Annotated in this window: 18 protein-coding genes; 8 read left to right on the plus strand and 10 right to left on the minus strand. The window is 56.7% G+C overall.

Annotated elements, in window-relative coordinates; translation table 11 throughout:
- Positions 1-218 precede the first annotated feature (218 nt).
- From ACRBB0_RS17400 to ACRBB0_RS17410, 3 genes are all read right to left on the minus strand, one after another.
- Positions 219-785 carry a protein phosphatase gene (locus ACRBB0_RS17400; protein ID WP_431375719.1) on the minus strand — a complete coding sequence of 189 codons (567 nt, stop codon included), beginning with the start codon at positions 783-785 and terminating at the stop codon, positions 219-221.
- Positions 751-1593 (minus strand): KPN_02809 family neutral zinc metallopeptidase, encoded by an 843-nt coding sequence (ypfJ, locus tag ACRBB0_RS17405; protein WP_431375720.1) that lies wholly within the window; start codon positions 1591-1593, stop codon positions 751-753. The genes ACRBB0_RS17400 and ypfJ overlap by 35 nt, the downstream gene beginning before the upstream one ends.
- A 133-nt stretch (positions 1594-1726) precedes the next feature.
- Positions 1727-3268: an ankyrin repeat domain-containing protein gene (locus ACRBB0_RS17410; RefSeq protein ID WP_431375721.1), complete on the minus strand. Its 1542-nt coding sequence runs from the start codon at positions 3266-3268 to the stop codon at positions 1727-1729.
- Positions 3269-3504: 236 nt separating this feature from the next.
- On the opposite strand from ACRBB0_RS17410, the gene ACRBB0_RS17415 reads away from it, so the two are divergent.
- The 3 genes from ACRBB0_RS17415 (at position 3505) to recR (ending at position 6531) form a co-directional block, all read left to right on the plus strand.
- A complete protein-coding gene (locus tag ACRBB0_RS17415) occupies positions 3505-5271 on the plus strand; it encodes a DNA polymerase III subunit gamma/tau (protein WP_431375722.1) in 1767 nt (588 codons plus the stop codon).
- A 154-nt stretch (positions 5272-5425) separates the two neighbouring features.
- Entirely contained in the window at positions 5426-5770 is a 345-nt protein-coding gene (locus ACRBB0_RS17420) for a YbaB/EbfC family nucleoid-associated protein (RefSeq protein WP_431375723.1), read from the plus strand.
- Between the two features lie 164 nt (positions 5771-5934).
- The gene (gene recR, locus ACRBB0_RS17425) at positions 5935-6531 is read left to right on the plus strand and encodes a recombination mediator RecR (protein ID WP_431375724.1); all 597 of its coding nucleotides are present in this window, start codon (positions 5935-5937) and stop codon (positions 6529-6531) included.
- 143 nt (positions 6532-6674) lie between these two features.
- Here recR and ACRBB0_RS17430 read toward each other — a convergent pair whose 3' ends face one another.
- Together ACRBB0_RS17430 and ACRBB0_RS17435 are read right to left on the minus strand one after the other, a co-directional pair.
- Positions 6675-7484: an N-acyl homoserine lactonase family protein gene (locus ACRBB0_RS17430; RefSeq protein WP_431375725.1), complete on the minus strand. Its 810-nt coding sequence runs from the start codon at positions 7482-7484 to the stop codon at positions 6675-6677.
- Positions 7481-7762 carry a putative quinol monooxygenase gene (locus tag ACRBB0_RS17435; protein WP_431375726.1) on the minus strand — a complete coding sequence of 94 codons (282 nt, stop codon included), beginning with the start codon at positions 7760-7762 and terminating at the stop codon, positions 7481-7483. The genes ACRBB0_RS17430 and ACRBB0_RS17435 overlap by 4 nt, the downstream gene beginning before the upstream one ends.
- 537 nt (positions 7763-8299) lie before the next feature.
- Here ACRBB0_RS17435 and ACRBB0_RS17440 point away from each other — a divergent pair.
- Genes ACRBB0_RS17440 through ACRBB0_RS17450 form a run of 3 tightly spaced genes read left to right on the plus strand, consistent with a single transcriptional unit; the run spans position 8300 to position 11103 of the window.
- A complete protein-coding gene (locus ACRBB0_RS17440) occupies positions 8300-9391 on the plus strand; it encodes an isocitrate/isopropylmalate dehydrogenase family protein (protein ID WP_431375727.1) in 1092 nt (363 codons plus the stop codon).
- Positions 9388-10416, plus strand: coding sequence for a Gfo/Idh/MocA family protein (locus ACRBB0_RS17445; protein ID WP_431375728.1), 1029 nt, complete (start codon positions 9388-9390; stop codon positions 10414-10416). The genes ACRBB0_RS17440 and ACRBB0_RS17445 overlap by 4 nt, the downstream gene beginning before the upstream one ends.
- Positions 10417-10425: 9 nt before the next feature.
- Positions 10426-11103 (plus strand): GntR family transcriptional regulator, encoded by a 678-nt coding sequence (locus ACRBB0_RS17450; RefSeq protein ID WP_431375729.1) that lies wholly within the window; start codon positions 10426-10428, stop codon positions 11101-11103.
- A 165-nt stretch (positions 11104-11268) separates the two neighbouring features.
- Here ACRBB0_RS17450 and ACRBB0_RS17455 read toward each other — a convergent pair whose 3' ends face one another.
- The 5 genes from ACRBB0_RS17455 to ACRBB0_RS17475 are packed head-to-tail and all read right to left on the minus strand — an operon-like array spanning position 11269 to position 15073.
- Entirely contained in the window at positions 11269-12822 is a 1554-nt protein-coding gene (locus ACRBB0_RS17455) for a polyamine aminopropyltransferase (protein WP_431375730.1), read from the minus strand.
- On the minus strand, positions 12819-13037 hold the full coding sequence (locus ACRBB0_RS17460) for a DUF350 domain-containing protein (RefSeq protein ID WP_431375731.1): 219 nt from the start codon (positions 13035-13037) through the stop codon (positions 12819-12821). The genes ACRBB0_RS17455 and ACRBB0_RS17460 overlap by 4 nt, the downstream gene beginning before the upstream one ends.
- Before the next feature lie 15 nt (positions 13038-13052).
- A complete protein-coding gene (locus tag ACRBB0_RS17465; protein ID WP_431375732.1) occupies positions 13053-13226 on the minus strand; it encodes a hypothetical protein in 174 nt (57 codons plus the stop codon).
- A 9-nt stretch (positions 13227-13235) separates the two neighbouring features.
- On the minus strand, positions 13236-14525 hold the full coding sequence (locus ACRBB0_RS17470) for a DUF4178 domain-containing protein (RefSeq protein WP_431375733.1): 1290 nt from the start codon (positions 14523-14525) through the stop codon (positions 13236-13238).
- Positions 14522-15073, minus strand: coding sequence for a DUF4178 domain-containing protein (locus tag ACRBB0_RS17475; RefSeq protein WP_431375734.1), 552 nt, complete (start codon positions 15071-15073; stop codon positions 14522-14524). Before ACRBB0_RS17475 ends, ACRBB0_RS17470 begins: the two co-directional genes overlap by 4 nt.
- Before the next feature lie 304 nt (positions 15074-15377).
- On the opposite strand from ACRBB0_RS17475, the gene ACRBB0_RS17480 reads away from it, so the two are divergent.
- Positions 15378-16769, plus strand: a complete 1392-nt coding sequence (locus ACRBB0_RS17480; RefSeq protein WP_431375735.1) for a bifunctional enoyl-CoA hydratase/phosphate acetyltransferase — start codon at positions 15378-15380, stop codon at positions 16767-16769.
- On the plus strand, positions 16766-17941 hold the full coding sequence (locus tag ACRBB0_RS17485; RefSeq protein WP_431375736.1) for an acetate/propionate family kinase: 1176 nt from the start codon (positions 16766-16768) through the stop codon (positions 17939-17941). Before ACRBB0_RS17480 ends, ACRBB0_RS17485 begins: the two co-directional genes overlap by 4 nt.
- Positions 17942-18191 lie beyond the last annotated feature (250 nt).

Consider the following 18191-nt stretch of genomic DNA (forward strand, 5'->3'; position numbering starts at 1 on the left):
CAGTCGCAAACAGTCGCCATGTCATGATCTGCGAAGACATAGACCAGCCCATCCGCCAGCCCGTCCAACCGCCGCTTCACTTTCGAACCGGTTTGAACGCAGGCTGTTTGAGCGCTCAGATTGAGCGCCCAAAATGAGCGCACTGGGTGATCAATAGCGTGTCGGATCAGGACAAGACTGGACGTCACCGAGAGCGGGCCGACGTTTTCAACGAAACCTCATTCGGAATGACGCATGAACAGGGGCATGTTTTGCTCGGCCCCTTTGGCCCAATTGATCTGACTATCGTTGCCAATACCCGCCGCTTGGGCAGAGGCCAGACGGTCTTTGGTATCGCCCGGCGCAGCGCCCGTTTCGATCATAAGCCGAAGCGCCACCATCGCAGATCGCGCGCCACCATCACCGCATAAAACCACAACTCGCCCGCCGCCTTTAAGGGCGCGACGCGCGCGATCGCTGACTTGTTCCCATGTCTCACCACCGGCGATTTCAGGCACTTCATCCGAGGAAATTTCGAAATGAACCCAACGAGTTCCATGATCTTGAACGTCCGCCGCCAAGCCGTCGGCTTGGGCCTCTGCCAGCTCATCCTTGGTGGCGAGTGTTATCACCATTGCCGGCATCCAGCTGGCAAGATGTTCCAAATCCCCATCGTAATCCCCCCCTGCCCCCGGCAAGGTCGATAGCGCCAATATGCCTCCGCCAACGGGCAAGGCATGGATGACAATGGGATCACAATGGCGTGGCGGTTTAGAGCCGGTCGGCGCCGAAGGTGTCACAGTCACGCACGTCCCCCCCTTTGTAACCGCGCGCAAACCAACGCGCCCTTTGCTTAGACGTACCGTGGGTAAAAGTATGCGGCTGCGGCACCCGACCTGCGCGGCGTTGCAGGTGGTCATCCCCGATTTTGCGCGCCGCATTCAGCGCCTCGTTGAGATCCCCAGGCTCTAACAATCCATCGACATATTTTGCCCAAACGCCAGACAAGCAATCGGCTTGCAGCTCCAGCCGCACAGTCAGGGCATTGGCCTGTGCTTGGGTGGCGGTTTGGCGGCGCTTATGAACTTCGCCCAGGATACCCAATTCGTTTTGAACATGATGCGCCACCTCATGTGCGATGACATAAGCCGCAGCGAAATCTCCTTTGGCCCCAAGGTTTTGCGACAGCGTTGCGAAGAATTCAGTGTCCAGATAGGCCTTTTCATCTGCCGGGCAATAAAACGGCCCCGTGGCACCAGATGCCCCCCCACAGGGCGAGGCCGTTTGACCCGCAAACAGCACGAGCACAGGCGGTTCATAGGGGCGGTTTAGCTGATCGGGAAAGATCTTGGACCAAACCGTTTCAGTGGTGGCCAGAACTTGGGATGAAAACTGCGCGGCGCGCTCATCCTCGGCCGAGATCTGACGCGGCGTGTTCTGCTGCGAGCCTTCGATCTGTTGCAATAGTCCAGAAACGTCGACACCGGCGAAATAGCCCACCGCGAGAACGATCAATAGACCAACGCCGCCGATTTTTGCGCCGCCCCCGCCCGCGCCAGAGCGCTTGCGCCGATCCTCAATATTACGGCTGCCGCGAATACCGCGCAGTTTCATACCCTGTCCCCCATCAAGTCACGGCAGGAATGATACACATCACAAGCGTTTGGCCTAGCGATTCGTTCACCGGGCAAGCGGGGAAAACAACGGCGTTGTGGTCACCGCCCTCGCGAAACGTTGGAACTTGATCCTAAACAACTTGGCCGGGATGCGCCTCGGCCCAGTCGTCGAGAAAGGCCCGCAGGTCTTCCCGTCCGGTCTGAAGGATCGTGTTGCGCGGCAAGGCCACACCTTCACGCAAAGCCAAGTTCAAACAGCTCTGATAGTCACGGCCCGCGCGATCGGGGTTGTTTTCCGAGCCATGGATAATTGTCGACAAAAGCGTGCCGCCATAGCCATTGATATGGCTCAGATCGGGTTTGAGGCTCAGGAAATACTTCATCACATCGGCCAGCCCCTCCCATCCCGCGATCTGCACCGGGGTCAGCCCTTGGGCATCCGGTTTGTCCCATGGCAGGCCAATATCAATCAATCGTTTCACCTGATCCAGCCGACCCGGCAGGTGCAGGATTTCCCGAATAAGATCGCCATAGGCTTCGGGAAGCTTGGCCGGGTCAACAAATTCGCCGTGAGTGTCCTGGCCATCCGCAGCCTTGGCCAAAAGCGCCTCTTCTCGGCCAAGAGGCGTGTCCGCCCCGCGCGCCTCAATCGCCAAAGCCACGGCAGAATTTCCATGCACACGGGCATAGCCATAGGCGCTTGCCCCTTTGTAGCGCCGCGACGGATCAGCCCCCGCCGCGAGCAGGAGATCAACCATTTTTGCATCACAGCCCCTCCGCGCCGCTTGATGCAGCGCAGGCATCACCCAAGGCTGTTCGCCGCCAACCTCAGCATCGTTGAAATCATCCGCCTTGGCCCCATGCGCCAGCAACAGTTCAACCGCGCGGTGATCCTGAAAATCCATGGCCCGCAGCAGCGCATTGGTGCCTTTGGGGTCAGCCCCTGCCTTGAGCAACATATTCAGGCCGTTATGGTGGCCGAGCTCGGTGGCATGATACAGGCTTTCGCCGTCATTTGGATCAGCGCCATGATCCAACAACCATTGGCCCAACACCATGTTATCCGCATGACCAATCGCACCATATAGGGCCGATAACAGGTGATCGGCCCCCGGTTCATAGGCAAAGCCATCGTTCACATCGGCCCCATGCGCCAGCAACATGTCTGCAATTGCCAGCATGTCGGTTTTGAGATCTGGCCACGCGTGAATCCATTTCGAAAAGGCCAAATGGAGGATCGGGCGGCGCGGGCCTAGCTGGGTGGTGGCAAGGGTCGAGTCCGCCGCCAAAGCAGCTTGCACGGCGGCAGCATCATAGAGCGCGACTTGCAGACCAAAGTGCCCCTCTGCCAAATCAGGTGTGTCACGCAACAGGGTCGAGACAAGTGTGTTTTGACCATGAAAGAGTGCGATCTTGAGCCGCTGGATTTTTGCTGCGCGATCAAGGCCTATGGTTTGTGCGGCATGTTTCAAACGCGGCCAGCTGTCAAAGCCTGTCTCTTGGGCAATGATATGCAGAAAATCGGCCCGTTTGAGCGCGCTCAGATCTGGGCGTGGCGGGTGCTGTTTGACACGCTGGATGGCTTGCGTGTCACCGGCAACAAAGGCGCGGTGCAAGCGCTTGGCTGCAAAACGCAGCTTGTCCAAGTGCAGATCGGGGTGTGGATTTGTCATGATCGGGTTCCTCCGTCATGCCCGCTGATCCGCTAACCGGGCAGAGAAACCGAATTTTCGGCGAAAATTCGACCGGCGATAAACGCCGTGGCAGGTGCTTGTGCTTTCCGCGGATCAGGTGGCGCCCTGCTAGGGACCTTTGCGCACCCTGCCCCGTCGTTTCGAGAAAATCAAGCGGTAGACGCCCCCGTCTGCAACGCGTAGCTTATGCGCTGACTCTTTGAGACTGGACCAACATGACCGACACGCCCGAATATCAGGTTCTTGCCCGCAAATACCGCCCCGAGACCTTTGTTGATCTGGTTGGACAAGACGCCATGGTGCGTACGCTGCGCAATGCGTTTGAGGCTGATCGCATCGCCCAAGCCTTTGTGATGACGGGCATTCGCGGAACCGGTAAAACCACCACGGCACGGATCATCGCCAAGGGCATGAACTGTATCGGTGAAGATGGCAACGGCGGCCCAACAACCGACCCTTGCGGCAAATGTGAGCATTGCGTCGCGATTATGGAAGGCCGCCATGTCGATGTGATGGAGATGGACGCCGCATCGCGCACCGGTGTGAATGACATCCGAGAAATAATCGACAGCGTACATTATCGGGCGGCGTCGGCGCGCTACAAAATCTACATCATCGACGAAGTTCACATGCTATCGACCAGCGCTTTCAACGCGTTGCTCAAAACGCTGGAAGAGCCGCCAGCGCATGTGAAATTCATTTTTGCCACCACCGAAATTCGCAAAGTTCCCGTAACAGTTCTGTCGCGCTGTCAGCGGTTCGATTTACGTCGCATTGAACCCGAGGTGCAAATCGCATTGCTGCGAAAAATAGCCCAAGGCGAAGGCGCAGAAATCACCGATGAGGCGCTCGCCCTTATCACCCGCGCCGCCGAAGGCTCGGCGCGGGACGCGACGTCTTTGCTGGATCAGGCCATATCTCATGGCGCGGGTGAAACCACCGCCGATCAGGTGCGGGCCATGTTGGGGCTGGCGGATCGTGGCCGTGTGATGGACCTATTCGAACGTATCATGCGCGGCGACGCGGCCGGGGCGCTTGAGGAAATGGCCAGCCAATATGCCGATGGCGCCGACCCGCTGGCTGTTTTGCGCGATTTGGCTGAGCTGACCCATTGGATTTCCGTGGTCAAAATCACCCCTGATGCCGCGGATGATCCTACGATCTCACCTGATGAGCGCGCCCGTGGGTTGGCCTTTGGCGACGGTCTGGGCATGCGGACGCTGAGCCGGTCTTGGCAGATGCTTTTGAAAGCCATCGAAGAGGTGTCGAACGCGCCATCGGCGGTGATGGCGGCGGAAATGGCAATCATTCGCCTGACCCATGTCGCCGACCTGCCATCGCCCGAAGAATTGATCCGCAAGCTGCAAGACACGCCCATGCCCACCGGTCCTGGCCCTCAAGGGGGCGCGCAGGGCGGTGGAATGGCGCATCAACGAGGGCCTTCCGCCCATGCGCAAGGCATGCCCGCGCCAACCCATCCCGGCCCGAGTGGCCCGGTTGCCCATGGCGGCGGTGCCGTCACAGCTTTGGCAACCGATCAAGCGCTGGCAAAATACCCAACCTTCGAACATGTTCTGGAACTGGTCCGGGTGAACCGGGATGTGAAACTGTTGGTCGAGATCGAAGGCAGTTTACGCCTCGCGGCTTATCAGCCGGGACGGATTGAATTTGCCCCAACCGAAACCGCCGCAGCCGATTTGGCCGCGCGGATTGGGGGCGCTTTGCAACGCTGGACGGGAAACCGCTGGGTCGTCACGGTCGTCAACGATTGCACAGCCCCTACCATTGTCGAACGGCGTGACGCAGCGCGGTTGGCGTTGCATGCACAAGCAGCCGAACACCCGTTGGTACAGGCGGTCATTCAGGCCTTTCCAAAGGCTGAAATTGTCGACGTCCGAACGCCCGAAGACATCGCCGCTGAAGCGCAGGAAGACGCCCTACCGGAGGTCGAAGATGAATGGGACCCCTTTGAAGAGGACTAAGGGACCAGTGTCGCCTTCGTTCCAAACACGGATTTTACAATTTTCAGTGATGAAATCTGCCGCGCGGCTGACTACTTGTGTCCCAAGTTCAGCGTTGCGATAAACGCGGCCAAATTCAGGGTGGTTTTACCGCCTCACATTCAGGAGATATACAATGCTCAAAGGACTGGGACAGCTTGGCGATATGGCCAAGATGATGAAATCCGCACAAGAAATGCAGGCCAAGGTCGTGCAAGTACAAGAAGACCTTAACAGCACCATCGTTGTTGGCGAATCCGGTGCCGGTTTGGTCAAGGCACGCGCAACGGCCAAAGGCGAACTCACCGGGTTGGAAATTGATCCGTCGATCTTTGTGCCATCGGAAAAAGAAGTGGCCGAGGATCTGATCCTGGCTGCGATCAAGGATGCACAAGCCAAGGCCAAAGAGCGCGAGCAATCCGAAATGCAAAAGATCACCGAAGAGCTTGGTCTGCCGGCGGATATGAAACTGCCGTTTTAAGACGATTATTGGGGCCTGTCGGTTTGCGATAGCCCCAACTGCCGCCAGAGATCACGAGCTGGATATCACCGCTCTGATATCACGGGACGGAAATCAAGAGAATGTGGACCTCTGACCAGCGGAACGCTAGATAGAGGGACATCCTCTGGCTGGCGAACCCCTTTATGTCCCAATCTACCGACAAAATCGAAGAGCTGATCGCCCTGATGGCACGTTTACCCGGACTTGGGCCGCGTTCTGCCCGCCGGGCTGTTTTGCACCTGATCCGCAAGCGCGGCATTTTGCTCTCACCTTTGGCGGACACCATGCAAGAGGTCGCAGCCAGCGCGCGCGAATGTCTCAATTGCGGCAATGTCGGCACGTCTGATATTTGTGAAATCTGCGAAGACACCCGCCGCGCCAACGGGATTTTATGCGTTGTCGAAGATGTTGCCGATCTCTGGGCGATGGAACGCTCTGGTGTTTTTAAGGGGCGCTATCATGTGTTGGGCGGCACACTCTCCGCGTTGGATGGTGTCGGACCAGAAGAACTTCGGATTCCGCAGCTCGTCACACGGGTGCAGGCCGAAGAGATTTCTGAGGTCATTTTGGCTCTGAACGCCACCATCGACGGCCAAACAACCGTGCATTACATCGCCGATCAGTTGGAAGGACGGGTCGAAATGTCATCGCTGGCGCAAGGCGTGCCAATCGGTGGCGAATTGGACTATCTGGATGACGGAACGATTACTGCGGCGTTGACGGCACGCAAGAAACTCTAGCCTTTGCCTCGCAGACTTTGGCGCGAACTGAGCCACTGGCGGAGCGTCCATTCCCCCACCACATCCTCCCTAAAAGACGCAGTTTACTTGGCACGGGCATCGCTTGGTTTGAGGCTCAGCCTCTCCTAGGAAGAGGCACACGGTTAGAGTTGAATCGGGGCGATCGGGCCAAGGTCGAGGCGGTGGATGTGCTCTGCTGGCCCTTGGGCGAACAGCTGACGCACCAGAGGATCATGACCGGGGACAATCAATTCCGGTTTGCTCGCCAGACGATAGAGCGTGTCGAACCCATCCAGCATGTTTTGCAAATCGACAACGATCGGGAATGGTTTGCGCGCCATAAAATTCTCGTAGTAATGCGCGGCATCTGACGCGAGCACCATCCAGCCTGACTGCGTGCGCACCCTGACCGCTTGCAAGCCTCGCGAATGGCCTCCGATGCAATGCACCGTCACACCCTCCGCGATTTGGGAGGCACCGTTATGAAAGGTGAGTTTGCCACCATACAACCGCATGATGGCCTCGCAAATATGGCCTGCAGTAAAGGGCATACGCAGGGTATCGTGACACATACACGGGCCTGTGGCATAGGCCATTTCCGCCTCTTGCAAATGCAAATGTGCATTGGGAAAAAGGTTCAGCCCGCCAGCGTGATCATAGTGCAGGTGGGTCACAATGATCTCGGTCACGTCGTCAGGTGTGAGGCCCAAGGGTGCCAAAGCCTCTCCTGGATTCAGGCGAATGGGGCGGTCGCGACGGGCGGCTTCGGCATCGTCATATCCGGTATCAACAAGGATCACCCGGTCACCGTTTCGCAGCAACCACATGAAATAATCCATCGCATGGGGCGCATCATGATTGTCGTCGAAAATGAAGCTATCGGCGCGGGTTCGGGCGTTGCGATCAGCATATTTGATCGCGTGGATTTCCCACGTATTCTCAGGCGCGCTCATCGGATCACCTCATCAAAGAGACGCACCTGTTTGTCGATGACCATGTCTTGAATGGCTGCATCAAACCGTTGGAAATGCGCGCTTTGTAGGTGGTCATCAAAGGCGGCACGGTCCGTATAAATCTCATAGAGAAAGACTTCATTGTTATCACAGCAGACATCAAAGAGCTGGCACCCGGCCTCGACCTTGCGCGAGGTTCGGGCGTTATCAACCATCAGCGGCAAAAACGCCTCCATGTGCTCCGGGTGAATCTGAAAGGTCACGGTCACGACATACATTGGGCTTTGCTCCGTTTCAGGCGGCCAAAGAGGCGTTTGATGGCTGGGATTTGAGCCGCGATCAACGCAACATTCAAGCCCAGAAGCACGGCGCCACCGAGGCGAATGAGACCCAGCGGACCAAAGGAACCTGCCAACACGTTCATGAAATAGGGTCGCGGACTTGGGTCTTGGACAGGGCGACCGGCGTTTCGTCACCGTCAGGCTGGGGTGACACATACGCCACCCCGTTCGACCCGAAGACGCCCCGCTTGAGTTGATCCCGTTTACCGAAATCCGCAGATGTTTTTCCATCTTGACCATGATCATGGGGGTGATCGTGTTGGCACCTTCTCTGGCAGCCCAGAGAACGGCGGTTGTGGTGTTGTCGCAGCGACTGCACCTTGCGGACATTCGAACATCATGGGGAGTCTTTCCAGATCGGCACGCTTTTTATTGCATTTATTTACGTATACATTAAACGATGCATTGCCAACTATTTACTGCACAACCCACGGAAGCATGTCACCAATGGACATGCGATAAGGACAGGCTGACATGACGAAGACCTTTGAGATTGCGGTATTTGAAGGCGATGGAATCGGCCCGGAAATCACTGATCCGACAGCAAAAATCCTCGATAGATTGGCGCGCAATTCAAACAGCTACAGCCTAATCTTTACCGATGCGCCCGCAGGGGCGGCGCATTATGCCAAGACTGGAGAATCGCTCCCCGATGCGTCGATGGATATCGCCCGGCGTGCCGATGCGATTCTGCTTTCGGCCATGGGTTTGCCTGATGTTCGCTACAAAGACGGAACCGAGATTTCCCCCCAGATTGACCTGCGCAAGGCGCTGACGCTCTTCGCAGGTGTGCGCCCTGTGACGGTGCGGGCGGGGCAACGCACACCGCTGCACATGCCGGACGGTAAAGAGATCGATTTTGTGCTGATCCGCGAAAGCACCGAGGGGCTGTTTCACACCCAAGGGCGTGGAGAAGTGTCACAAGATGAAGCCCGTGAAACCCTGCTGATCACGCGCGACATATCGGAAAAGCTCTTCAAATTCGCCTTTGATCTCGCCAAGAACCGCAAGCAGGCCGGGCGCGGACCGGGACGGGTCACCTGCGTTGACAAGGCCAATGTCTTTCGCGCCTTTGCCTTTTTCCGCGAGATTTTTGATGCCGAGGCCGCCAAACACCCTGATGTGACGGCGGATCACGCCTATGTCGATGCGACGGCGCTTTGGATGGTGCAAAAACCCTGGGATTTTGACGTGATGGTCACCGAAAACATGTTCGGTGATATTTTGTCTGACCTTGGCGCGGGTCTGATGGGCGGGCTTGGGCTTGCCCCTTCTGCGGATATCGGCTTGGAAAACGCTGTGTTCCAACCTTGCCACGGGTCCGCCCCCGATATTGCAGGCCAAGGCAGCGCCAACCCCTTTGCGATGATCCTTTCGGGGGCGATGATGTTGGACTGGCTTGGTCTTCGCCATGAGGTGCACGCCATGCAACAAGACGGGGCACGATTGCGCGCGGCCGTAGATCGTGTCGTTGCAGACGGCGCGGTTTTGACACGTGATTTGGGCGGGTCGGCAAGCACAACCGAGGCGGCAGATGCCGTGGCACGGGAGCTGGGACAGCGATGAGGGACGCAGGTTCAATCAGGGTCGCCTGTGTTGGGGCCGGCTATTTTAGCCAGTTCCACTATGGCAGTTGGGCGCGCATTGATGAGGTTGATTTGGTTGGCTCTTGCGATCGCGATATCGAAGCCGCCAAGCGCACCGGGCTCCCGGCCTATAATGACCTTGGTCAGATGATAGATGCGACCAAGCCGGACCTCATCGACATCATCCTGCCACCGGTTGCGCATGCCAAGATGATCCAGGTTGCCTTGAACAAGGGGATAAAAACACTGATTTGCCAAAAGCCGTTTTGCCAAAACAAGGCGGAAGCCGAAGCTATGGTGGCGCTGGCTAACGCCCATGGCGCGCAGATCATTGTCCATGAGAATTTTCGCTTTCAACCATGGTATCGCGCGCTCAAATCCCATCTGTCCAAAGGCGCCGTTGGGGTGATCCAGCAGATGACCTTTCGCCTGCGTCCCGGCGATGGGCAAGGCCCGCGCGCCTATTTGGATCGCCAGCCCTATTTTCAGGATATGCAACGGTTTTTGGTGCATGAAACGGCGGTGCATTGGGTCGATACTTTTCGCTATCTGCTCGGAAACCCATCCGCCGTCTATGCAGATTTACGCCGTGTGAACCCGGTGATTGCGGGCGAAGATGCCGGGTATATCCTCTTTGATCATCCGGCGGGCGTGCGGGCGTTATTTGATGGCAATCGCCATCTTGACCATGCCGCTGACAATCACCGCCGGACCATGGGCGAAGCCTTGGTTGAAGGGACCAAAGGGGTGATCACGCTACGCGGTGATGGGTCTCTTTGGCTGCGGCCGTTTCAAGACATGCGTGAAACCTGTCTCTTACAGGCCGATGGATGGGAGGGGTTCGGCGGCGATTGCGTGCACCACTTGCAAAGCCACGTAATTTCAGGCCTTTTGAATGGGACGCCGCTGGAAAACCTAGCGCAGGATTACCTGCGGGTGATCGACATCGAAGAGGCGATCTATGCCTCGGCGGACAATGGGCACAAGATCACGCTAGACCCCTAGAGGCACATTTTGAAGCAGGCTGACATCAAACCACAATCCAACACCCAACGCGCCATCCAAGCACTGCGCGACATGATTTTTGCAGGTGATTTACCCGCTGGATCAGATCATTTGGAGAGCGAATTGGCCGTGCAATTGGGCATGTCTCGCACACCGATCCGCGAGGCGGCCTTGACGCTTGAAGGCCAAGGATTACTGGAAATGCGCCCCCGCAAAGGTGTGCGCATTTTGCCGGTCTCGCCGAGCGACATGCGTGAAATCTATGATGTCCTCACCGAGCTAGAAAGTCTGGCGGCAAGACAAGCAGCGCAACGCCACCCCAGCGCCACAGACATGGCCGCGCTCGCGCAGGCGATGACCGACATGGACACTGCATTGGCGGCAAACAACTTGGAAGATTGGGCCGAGGCGGATGACCGGTTTCACAAGGAATTGGTGGGGTTGGGGGGCAATGGTCGGGTGCGCATGGTTGTTAACATGCTCTCAGATCAGGTACGCCGCGCCCGAATGATCACCCTGCACATGCGCCCTGTCCCGTTGCAATCTAACGAAGATCACCGCGCCGTGTTTGATGCGATAAAATCCGGCGATGCGGATAAGGCCCACGCCATCCACCGCGCCCACCGTCAAGCCGCCAAAGATCTGATCGTTGCCCTTTTGGAAAAGCACAAACTGAACCGGGTTTAATACGGAAACTGGCAAACCGGCATGCATCTGCCCTGTTCGGACGCGTGACCCAACCGTCGCGTCTCCCCCCCACTGCCGCCGGGTTGGCGACATGAGTGCCCAGGATTCGACGCGACGGGAGCTTGTCACCGTATGGGCAGGGCACCGGATGGGCAGACCCAAACCTCAGCGGAACCAATAATCCCAGCCATCCAGATAATAGGCCACCAACGGGTGCGATTGCATTGTGTTGGGCTCGGCATCAACAGCGTCCATGTCTGCCCCAAAAACCTGAGCAGATTGCCAAACGTTCGGGGTCAGGTAACTGAGTCCCTCAGGAAAGGCCGGTGTGCGCTCGGTCGGCAAATTGGGGCCTGCGATAACGAACCCCCATTCACCAAAACTTGGCACATAAGAATGATATGGAATAACCCCAAGTCCCTGCCCCGGCGCGCCGGGATTGCGGGAGCTTTCCAAGGTCGCGGCAATGGACCAAAACGCCTGGCGCGCGAAAAAGGGCGATCCGGCCTGTGTCACAACAAGCCCCTGAGCCGTCAATCGCTCCATCAGCAGGCCGTAAAACTGACGACTATACAGCTTGGACAAAGCAACGGTTTTAGGGTCTGGCAGATCGACGATAATCACGTCAAACGCGCGGGTGCTGTTTTCAACAAACTGCCATGCATCCGCATTCTGAATCTCGACCCGTGGATCGGACAGGGATTTGTCATTTAGCAAAGACAAATCAGCGTGGTCGCGAAAAATTTCGGTCACGCGCGGATCGAGATCAACCAGAGTGACGGTTTGCACATCCCAGTGGCGCAGCACTTCGCGCACCGCCATACCATCGCCGCCTCCAAGGATCAGAACATGGGTGCGGCGCGGTGCCAAAGACATGACCGGGTGGACCAAAGGTTCGTGATAGCGGTGTTCATCGAGGCTATCGAACTGAATGGAATGATTGAGGAAAAGCCGGGTTCGATCACGATACCGCGTGACTGTGATCTGCTGGTAAGGCGTGGCCTCGGTCAAGATCACATCGTCTTCAAACATCTGGGTTTCGGTGATGGCCACGAGGCGTTCTGATTGGATCAGACCATAAAAGGCACCGCTCAGGGCCAGCACCCAAACAATGACGATGGCACGGGTCACATGTTCGCGGAACAGATAGATCGACAGGCCCGCAACCAACAGGTTGAGAACGCCAAAGGCCAGACTGGCAGACATCAACCCAAGATGTGGGATCACCAACAAAGGAAACGCGACGGACGCCACCAAGGCACCGACGTAATCAACACTCAGGACGTTTTCGAAGCGGTTTTCAAAGGCCCCGACTGCTTCCATAGCGCGGGCGATCAGCGGGATTTCCATCCCCGACAGCACGCCAATGGCGATCAGCATAGAATACAGCGGCGCGGCGACACTGCCCAAGGCGGCATAGTGCAGGAACAAAACCGGGGCCATAAAGCCGCCAACCAGGCCCAAGAGGATTTGCGCCCAGATAAAGCCCGTCAAAGGCTGAGCCACAAAGCGTGACAGCCACGCACCCACCCCCATCGCGGACAGGAATATCCCGATCACAAGCGAAAACTGACGGATCGAGTCGCCAAGAAGATAGCTGGAAATCGTCGCGGCGATCAGCTCATAGATAAGCCCGGCCACGGCCACCAAAAAGGTGGCCGCCAACAGCCAAACCTCCCGCGCCCGAGGATTGGACACAGGCAAAGGCACGTCATTCATGAAACGATAACGGCCGCGATGATGATCGAGATTGAGATGAAGAGCATGCCAATCACAACCGCCAAAGCGATGTTCTGATCCTCTTCGATTTCCTTCATGATTGGAAACGGTGTGATCCAGTCAAGCACCTTCCAGGTCACCCACATCAAGAGCATACCGAGAAAGGTGTAGAAGATGGTGCCAAGGAATTCGGCGACGTTGATTGCTTCTAGCATATTGAAATGCCCCCGTTATTTTACGCGATTATTGCTGTAGTAATAGCCGCCACCACCACTGCCCACGCGAACAGAGTTGGATGTATCGAGATCGGCGCTCGCGCCGCCGACCCCCTGGCTGCCTAGATATGTCGTGCCCGCGACCAAAAGGCCCGAGATCGACAAAAAGACGATGCGAAACAAATTCATATCATCACCTCAATCATTCCAATCACCGCCGGCCCAGCGCTTGGACTGGTGACGCCAGCGGCGGTAAAACTGCCACAATGCGACCACGCCAAAAACCAGCCCGAGCAAGAACAAAAGCGTCCCGCTGGTTTGGCCTTCGCGAATGCGCAAGTCGAGCTTGCTGATCGCGGTTTTTGGCTTATACGCCGCTTCGGCCCAAACGCCGCCCTCGGCTTCGCCCAAGTTGAGCTGATACGTCCCCGCAACGGTGGGGTGAAACCGCAGATTGGCCTTGCCGGAGCCTTCGGTCCATCGGCCTTCGCTATCTTGGCCATGATAGCGTTCGATGGTGCGGCCTGCCCCAAACAAGATCTCGCCCTCTGGGTCAGATACTGTCAGACCAATGCTGGCCCAACTGTTTGACACATCCGCGGCCAAGGCAATTTCAACCAGCTTGTTGGCTTGGGTCACTTCGAACGGAATTTCCACCGGCAACCCGGCAACCGGCAATCCGATTTCCGTCATCACCGCCTTGCCCGAGCTGAGGCCAAAGACAAATGCGATCACCATACACAACACCGCAAATCCGGCGGCGGCTTTGCGCATGAAGATGGCGTTTGGACCGGCCTTGAACGGCGATAGCGGGTGTATTTTCTTGGTTAATTTTGGTAAATCTATGCCAAAACTCTTGGCAATCTCTTTGCGTGGCAAATAGGTGGAGCGGTAGGTCTCACGCTCTGATTTGGTTTGCGAAAACCCCAACATCGCATCTTCGGCCAGGGTGCTGACCGTGGTGGATTTATCGCCGATCTTCACTTCCCAAGTGAATTCCCCCTCCGCAAAGCTCACCGAGCTGGTGGAGGTGTCGTAGTATTTGAAATTCTCGCCCTTGATCCGCAGAACCGGCGGAGTTTCGGCCTTTTCGACCTGATGTTCAGACACCCAGCCAGGGCCGCGGTACCGGCGTGAAAATATAAAATGCCCGTCCTCAAGCGTCAGGAAAGCATAGCCGTGAGTTGGCGAATACAGCTGGTGGTCGATCCAAGTCCACGTCCGCCCGGCATAGGTTTCGGTATGTTCCAGCGTGCCGATAATCGTATAGTCGACATCGTGAATTTTGCCTTTCATCCCAAGGGAAAACGGCGTGTCGGGCCGCTTGAGATCGCTAAAGGTCCGCAGTGCTTTATAGCTATCAAGCGCATCAAGTTCGGTGCCGCAATAGGGGCAGATGTGAACCGTCACACGCCCGCCACCCAAAACATCAAGACCGGCCCCGCAGGCGGTGCAATTGATGGTTGTCAGATTATCGCTTCGCGTCATGTGCCCGATACCACCTTGATGTCAAAGGGATCGAACCATTCCCCTAAGAACCAGCTTTCACCGCCGTCCCAGAATTCGCCCGATAACAAATCACCACCTTGGTTCGTGGCGTTGATAAAGGAATGGGTATCGCCAACGTCAATGGGTTCGTCAAAGCTGCCGCGAATGGCGACACATTCAGCGGTTTCAATTTCCTTGATGCGATAGGTGCGGCGCTCAAAGCTCACCTTTTGCCCCAATTTCGGCGGACCGGCCAACCGCGGCCCACCCTTGGCCGGCAAGGGTTCTTGGGCAACAATATCACCCTCGTCAACAGAGACCCAAATGGGATCGCCCTTGCCGTTTACGCCCCAGAATTCATCCCAGAATCCCCGGCCATAAGAGTACCGGGCATGGCCGTAAATATCGACTTTCAAACTCCCAAGGATCACCTTGTCACCGATCCCAAACAGCATCGGCGCGTCATGCATCTCACCGCCTTCTCCGGCGGTCAGGGCCTTATCATCCGCCAAAAACAGCGAGGTCCCGCACGCCGTGCAGGTTGTCATTTTAACAATAGCCAGGACTTGTTCGACCTGGTTCCCGCAATTGGGGCAATTAAAATCCGTCATACCCGCAGGTTGCCCATGACGACGCTAAATTCAAGTAAGGATTTCATACCTATGCAAATCCAGCCGAATATTTCAGCAACCTTTCCGCTATGCATCACATGCAAAGCGGGAATACCACCCAGTTTCAGAATGCGGTCACGTAAACCGTTACATTTGCCACGATCCCGCGTAAATCTGCGCAGGAGGATCGGGGGGAAACTGGGAGGTTGAACCTGCGAAAGGGCCGAGACAGGTGAAACAGATGTTGATTGAAAACAAAACCTTTGACGAGTTGAACATCGGTGACACGGCCGAATTGCGCAGGCTCTGCACCCAGGATGATATGATCGTTTTTGCCAATGTGTCTGGCAATCATAACCCCATGCACATGTATGACGCCGATGGTGACGCCGATGGCCACCCCGAAGCGATCATGCCGGGCATGTTTGTGGGCGCGTTGATTTCCGCAGTTTTGGGAAATGTTTTACCCGGTGCCGGAACGCTATATCGTTCGCAGAACTTTGAATTTCACAACCGTGCTCATGCGGGCGATGAGTTGCTGAGCCGGGTGATTGTCACCGACAAGAATGACAAAGAAGGCACCGTCACCTTGTCGACCGAAGTGCGACGCGTGCGCGATGATGCGGTTGTGCTGGATGGCTGGGCCGAAGTCATGGCTCCGCGCCGTAAGGTGACCTATGACAGCCACGATTTGCCCGGCCTTGTTGTTCAGCGCCACCGACATTTTGAAAAACTGCTAAAGCGGGCTGAACCGTTGGACGCGCTGGCCACGGCCATTGTCTGTCCCGAGGATAAGAATTCGCTTGGGGGCGCGCTTTTGGCGCGTGACCACACATTGATCGACCCGATTTTGTTGGGGGATGCCGATAAGATCGCAGCAACCGCCGAGGCACTGGGCCGATCGTTGGAGGGGATCGAAATCCTCGACATCAAAGACCATCGCGGCTGCGCGCGGCGCGCTGTTGAGCTTGTCCACGAGGGGCGCGCCAATGCGTTGATGAAAGGGCACCTTCATACGGATATGCTCCTGCGCCCACTGCTCGACAAATCCACGGGCCTGCGCATGGGCCGTCGGTTTACCCATATTTTTGTGATGGATGTGCCGGGTTTGGCCCACCCGCTATTGGTGACAGATGCCGCGATCAACATCGCCCCGGATTTGAAAACCAAGGTCGACATCACTCAGAACGCCATTGATCTCGCGTTGAGCCTTGGCATCAAGGAACCAAAAGTCGGCGTGCTCTCTGCGGTCGAAACGGTGAACCCGGATCTGCCCTCCTCGATTGACGCTGCTTTGTTGTCGAAAATGGCGGATCGCGGGCAAATCACCGGCGGATTGGTTGACGGGCCATTGGCTATGGATAACGCCGTCGACATTGCCGCCGCGCGCACCAAAGGTATCGTGTCCCCGGTGGCGGGCCGCGCGGACATCCTTGTTGTTCCCAATCTTGACGCGGGGAATATGCTTGCCAAACAGCTAGCCTATCTTAGTCACGCCGAAAGCGCCGGGGTTGTTTTGGGTGCGCGTGTGCCGGTTATTCTCAACTCTCGCGCCGATGATGATATGGCGCGGCTTGCCTCTTGCGCCGTCGCCGCCCTGCACCATAACCGTCTGAGCGGAGCCTCAAAATGAGCCATGTTTTAACTCTTAATGCGGGCTCTTCGACCTTGAAATTTGGCCTGTTCAAGGCTGGCCCAGACCCCAAGACCTTGATCACTGGGTTGATTGATCACATCGGAGGCAAAGCCACGGCCAAGCTCAAAGATGCGAACGGCAATACCGTGTCCTATTCGGACTTGCCCGAACAATTCGCTGCCAATCATGATGGCGCTCTCAAGGCGGCTTTGTCCAAAATCAACAACCGGTTTCCCGACGCCCAAATAGACGCCGTTGGCCACCGGGTTGTTCATGGCGGCACCGATTTCTCTGATCCTGTTGAGCTGACAGCCGATGTTATTTCGGAACTGGCCAAGCTAATGCCCTTTGCGCCACTGCATCAACCCCACAACCTTGCCGGGGTCAGATCGGCGTTGGCGGCGTTTCCCAAAGCCCGTCAAATCGCCTGTTTTGACACCGCGTTTCATCGTCAGCACCCGTTTGTGAATGACACTTTTGCCCTGCCACGCCAATATTATGACAAGGGTGTCCGGCGGTATGGGTTTCATGGGCTAAGTTACGATTATATCGCGGGAAAACTGTCTGAGATTGCGCCGACATTGCATGCAGGCCGGGTGGTTGTTGCGCATCTGGGCAATGGCGCTTCAATGTGCGCGATGGAGCACGGTCGCTCAGTGGCGTCTTCTATGGGATTTTCATCTCTGGACGGGCTGCCAATGGGGACACGATCCGGCCAATTGGACCCCGGCGTTCTGTTGTATCTGATGAATCAGGAAGGGCTAAACGCCGAAGAGATTTCCGAGCTTTTGTACAAGAAATCCGGCCTCTTGGGGCTGTCGGGCGTCAGCCACGACATGCGGGCCTTGTTGGAGTCTAACGATCCCAATGCGCGCGAGGCCGTCGATTATTTCTGCTTTCGTATTCGGCGTGAATTGGGCGGTCTTGCCGCCGCGTTAGAAGGGTTGGATGCGGTGGTTTTCACCGGGGGGATCGGAGAGAACGCAGCAAAAATACGGCGACGTGTCTGTGCAGGGATGCATTGGATCGGCGTCGAACTTGACGAAGCGCGCAACGAGGCCAACGAAACCATCATCAGTTCAAGCTTTAGCCGCGTACATGTTATGGTCTTGCCGACAAACGAAGAATTGGTCATCGCCAGAGCTGCATCAGCATCAATCGCGGCCTGAACAGAAAAGCATTCGGATGAGTTTTAACCCGCTCAGAGAGCCCTAAGCGGCACAGGACCGAGACGGTCAAAGTGTCGTGGAAAAGGGCTTTCTCATCACCAAACGTTCCTTCGTGTGCCCTGTCTGCCGTTGCCGCTGGCAGGCAGTGCTCGGGTTGCCTTTGCGGAAAACCTGACAATTTATCCCCGAGAGTCTTCTCAAGATGAATAGCTATGCAGCGACATCCAAACAGCCATTCAATGTGCAAGTA

It is taken from the genome of Pelagimonas sp. (assembly GCF_050633425.1).
GTDB lineage: Bacteria > Pseudomonadota > Alphaproteobacteria > Rhodobacterales > Rhodobacteraceae > Pelagimonas.

Excerpts from the sequence above, each read along its gene's own strand:
- ypfJ (WP_431375720.1), bottom strand. The coding sequence starts at position 1,593 with ATGAAACTGCGCGGTATTCGCGGCAGCCGTAATATTGAGGATCGGCGC.
- ACRBB0_RS17410 (WP_431375721.1), bottom strand. The coding sequence starts at position 3,268 with ATGACAAATCCACACCCCGATCTGCACTTGGACAAGCTGCGTTTTGCA.
- ACRBB0_RS17415 (WP_431375722.1), top strand. The coding sequence starts at position 3,505 with ATGACCGACACGCCCGAATATCAGGTTCTTGCCCGCAAATACCGCCCC.
- ACRBB0_RS17420 (WP_431375723.1), top strand. The coding sequence starts at position 5,426 with ATGCTCAAAGGACTGGGACAGCTTGGCGATATGGCCAAGATGATGAAA.
- recR (WP_431375724.1), top strand. The coding sequence starts at position 5,935 with ATGTCCCAATCTACCGACAAAATCGAAGAGCTGATCGCCCTGATGGCA.
- ACRBB0_RS17430 (WP_431375725.1), bottom strand. The coding sequence starts at position 7,484 with ATGAGCGCGCCTGAGAATACGTGGGAAATCCACGCGATCAAATATGCT.
- ACRBB0_RS17435 (WP_431375726.1), bottom strand. The coding sequence starts at position 7,762 with ATGTATGTCGTGACCGTGACCTTTCAGATTCACCCGGAGCACATGGAG.
- ACRBB0_RS17440 (WP_431375727.1), top strand. The coding sequence starts at position 8,300 with ATGACGAAGACCTTTGAGATTGCGGTATTTGAAGGCGATGGAATCGGC.
- ACRBB0_RS17445 (WP_431375728.1), top strand. The coding sequence starts at position 9,388 with ATGAGGGACGCAGGTTCAATCAGGGTCGCCTGTGTTGGGGCCGGCTAT.
- ACRBB0_RS17455 (WP_431375730.1), bottom strand. The coding sequence starts at position 12,822 with ATGAATGACGTGCCTTTGCCTGTGTCCAATCCTCGGGCGCGGGAGGTT.
- ACRBB0_RS17460 (WP_431375731.1), bottom strand. The coding sequence starts at position 13,037 with ATGCTAGAAGCAATCAACGTCGCCGAATTCCTTGGCACCATCTTCTAC.
- ACRBB0_RS17465 (WP_431375732.1), bottom strand. The coding sequence starts at position 13,226 with ATGAATTTGTTTCGCATCGTCTTTTTGTCGATCTCGGGCCTTTTGGTC.
- ACRBB0_RS17470 (WP_431375733.1), bottom strand. The coding sequence starts at position 14,525 with ATGACGCGAAGCGATAATCTGACAACCATCAATTGCACCGCCTGCGGG.
- ACRBB0_RS17475 (WP_431375734.1), bottom strand. The coding sequence starts at position 15,073 with ATGACAACCTGCACGGCGTGCGGGACCTCGCTGTTTTTGGCGGATGAT.
- ACRBB0_RS17480 (WP_431375735.1), top strand. The coding sequence starts at position 15,378 with ATGTTGATTGAAAACAAAACCTTTGACGAGTTGAACATCGGTGACACG.
- ACRBB0_RS17485 (WP_431375736.1), top strand. The coding sequence starts at position 16,766 with ATGAGCCATGTTTTAACTCTTAATGCGGGCTCTTCGACCTTGAAATTT.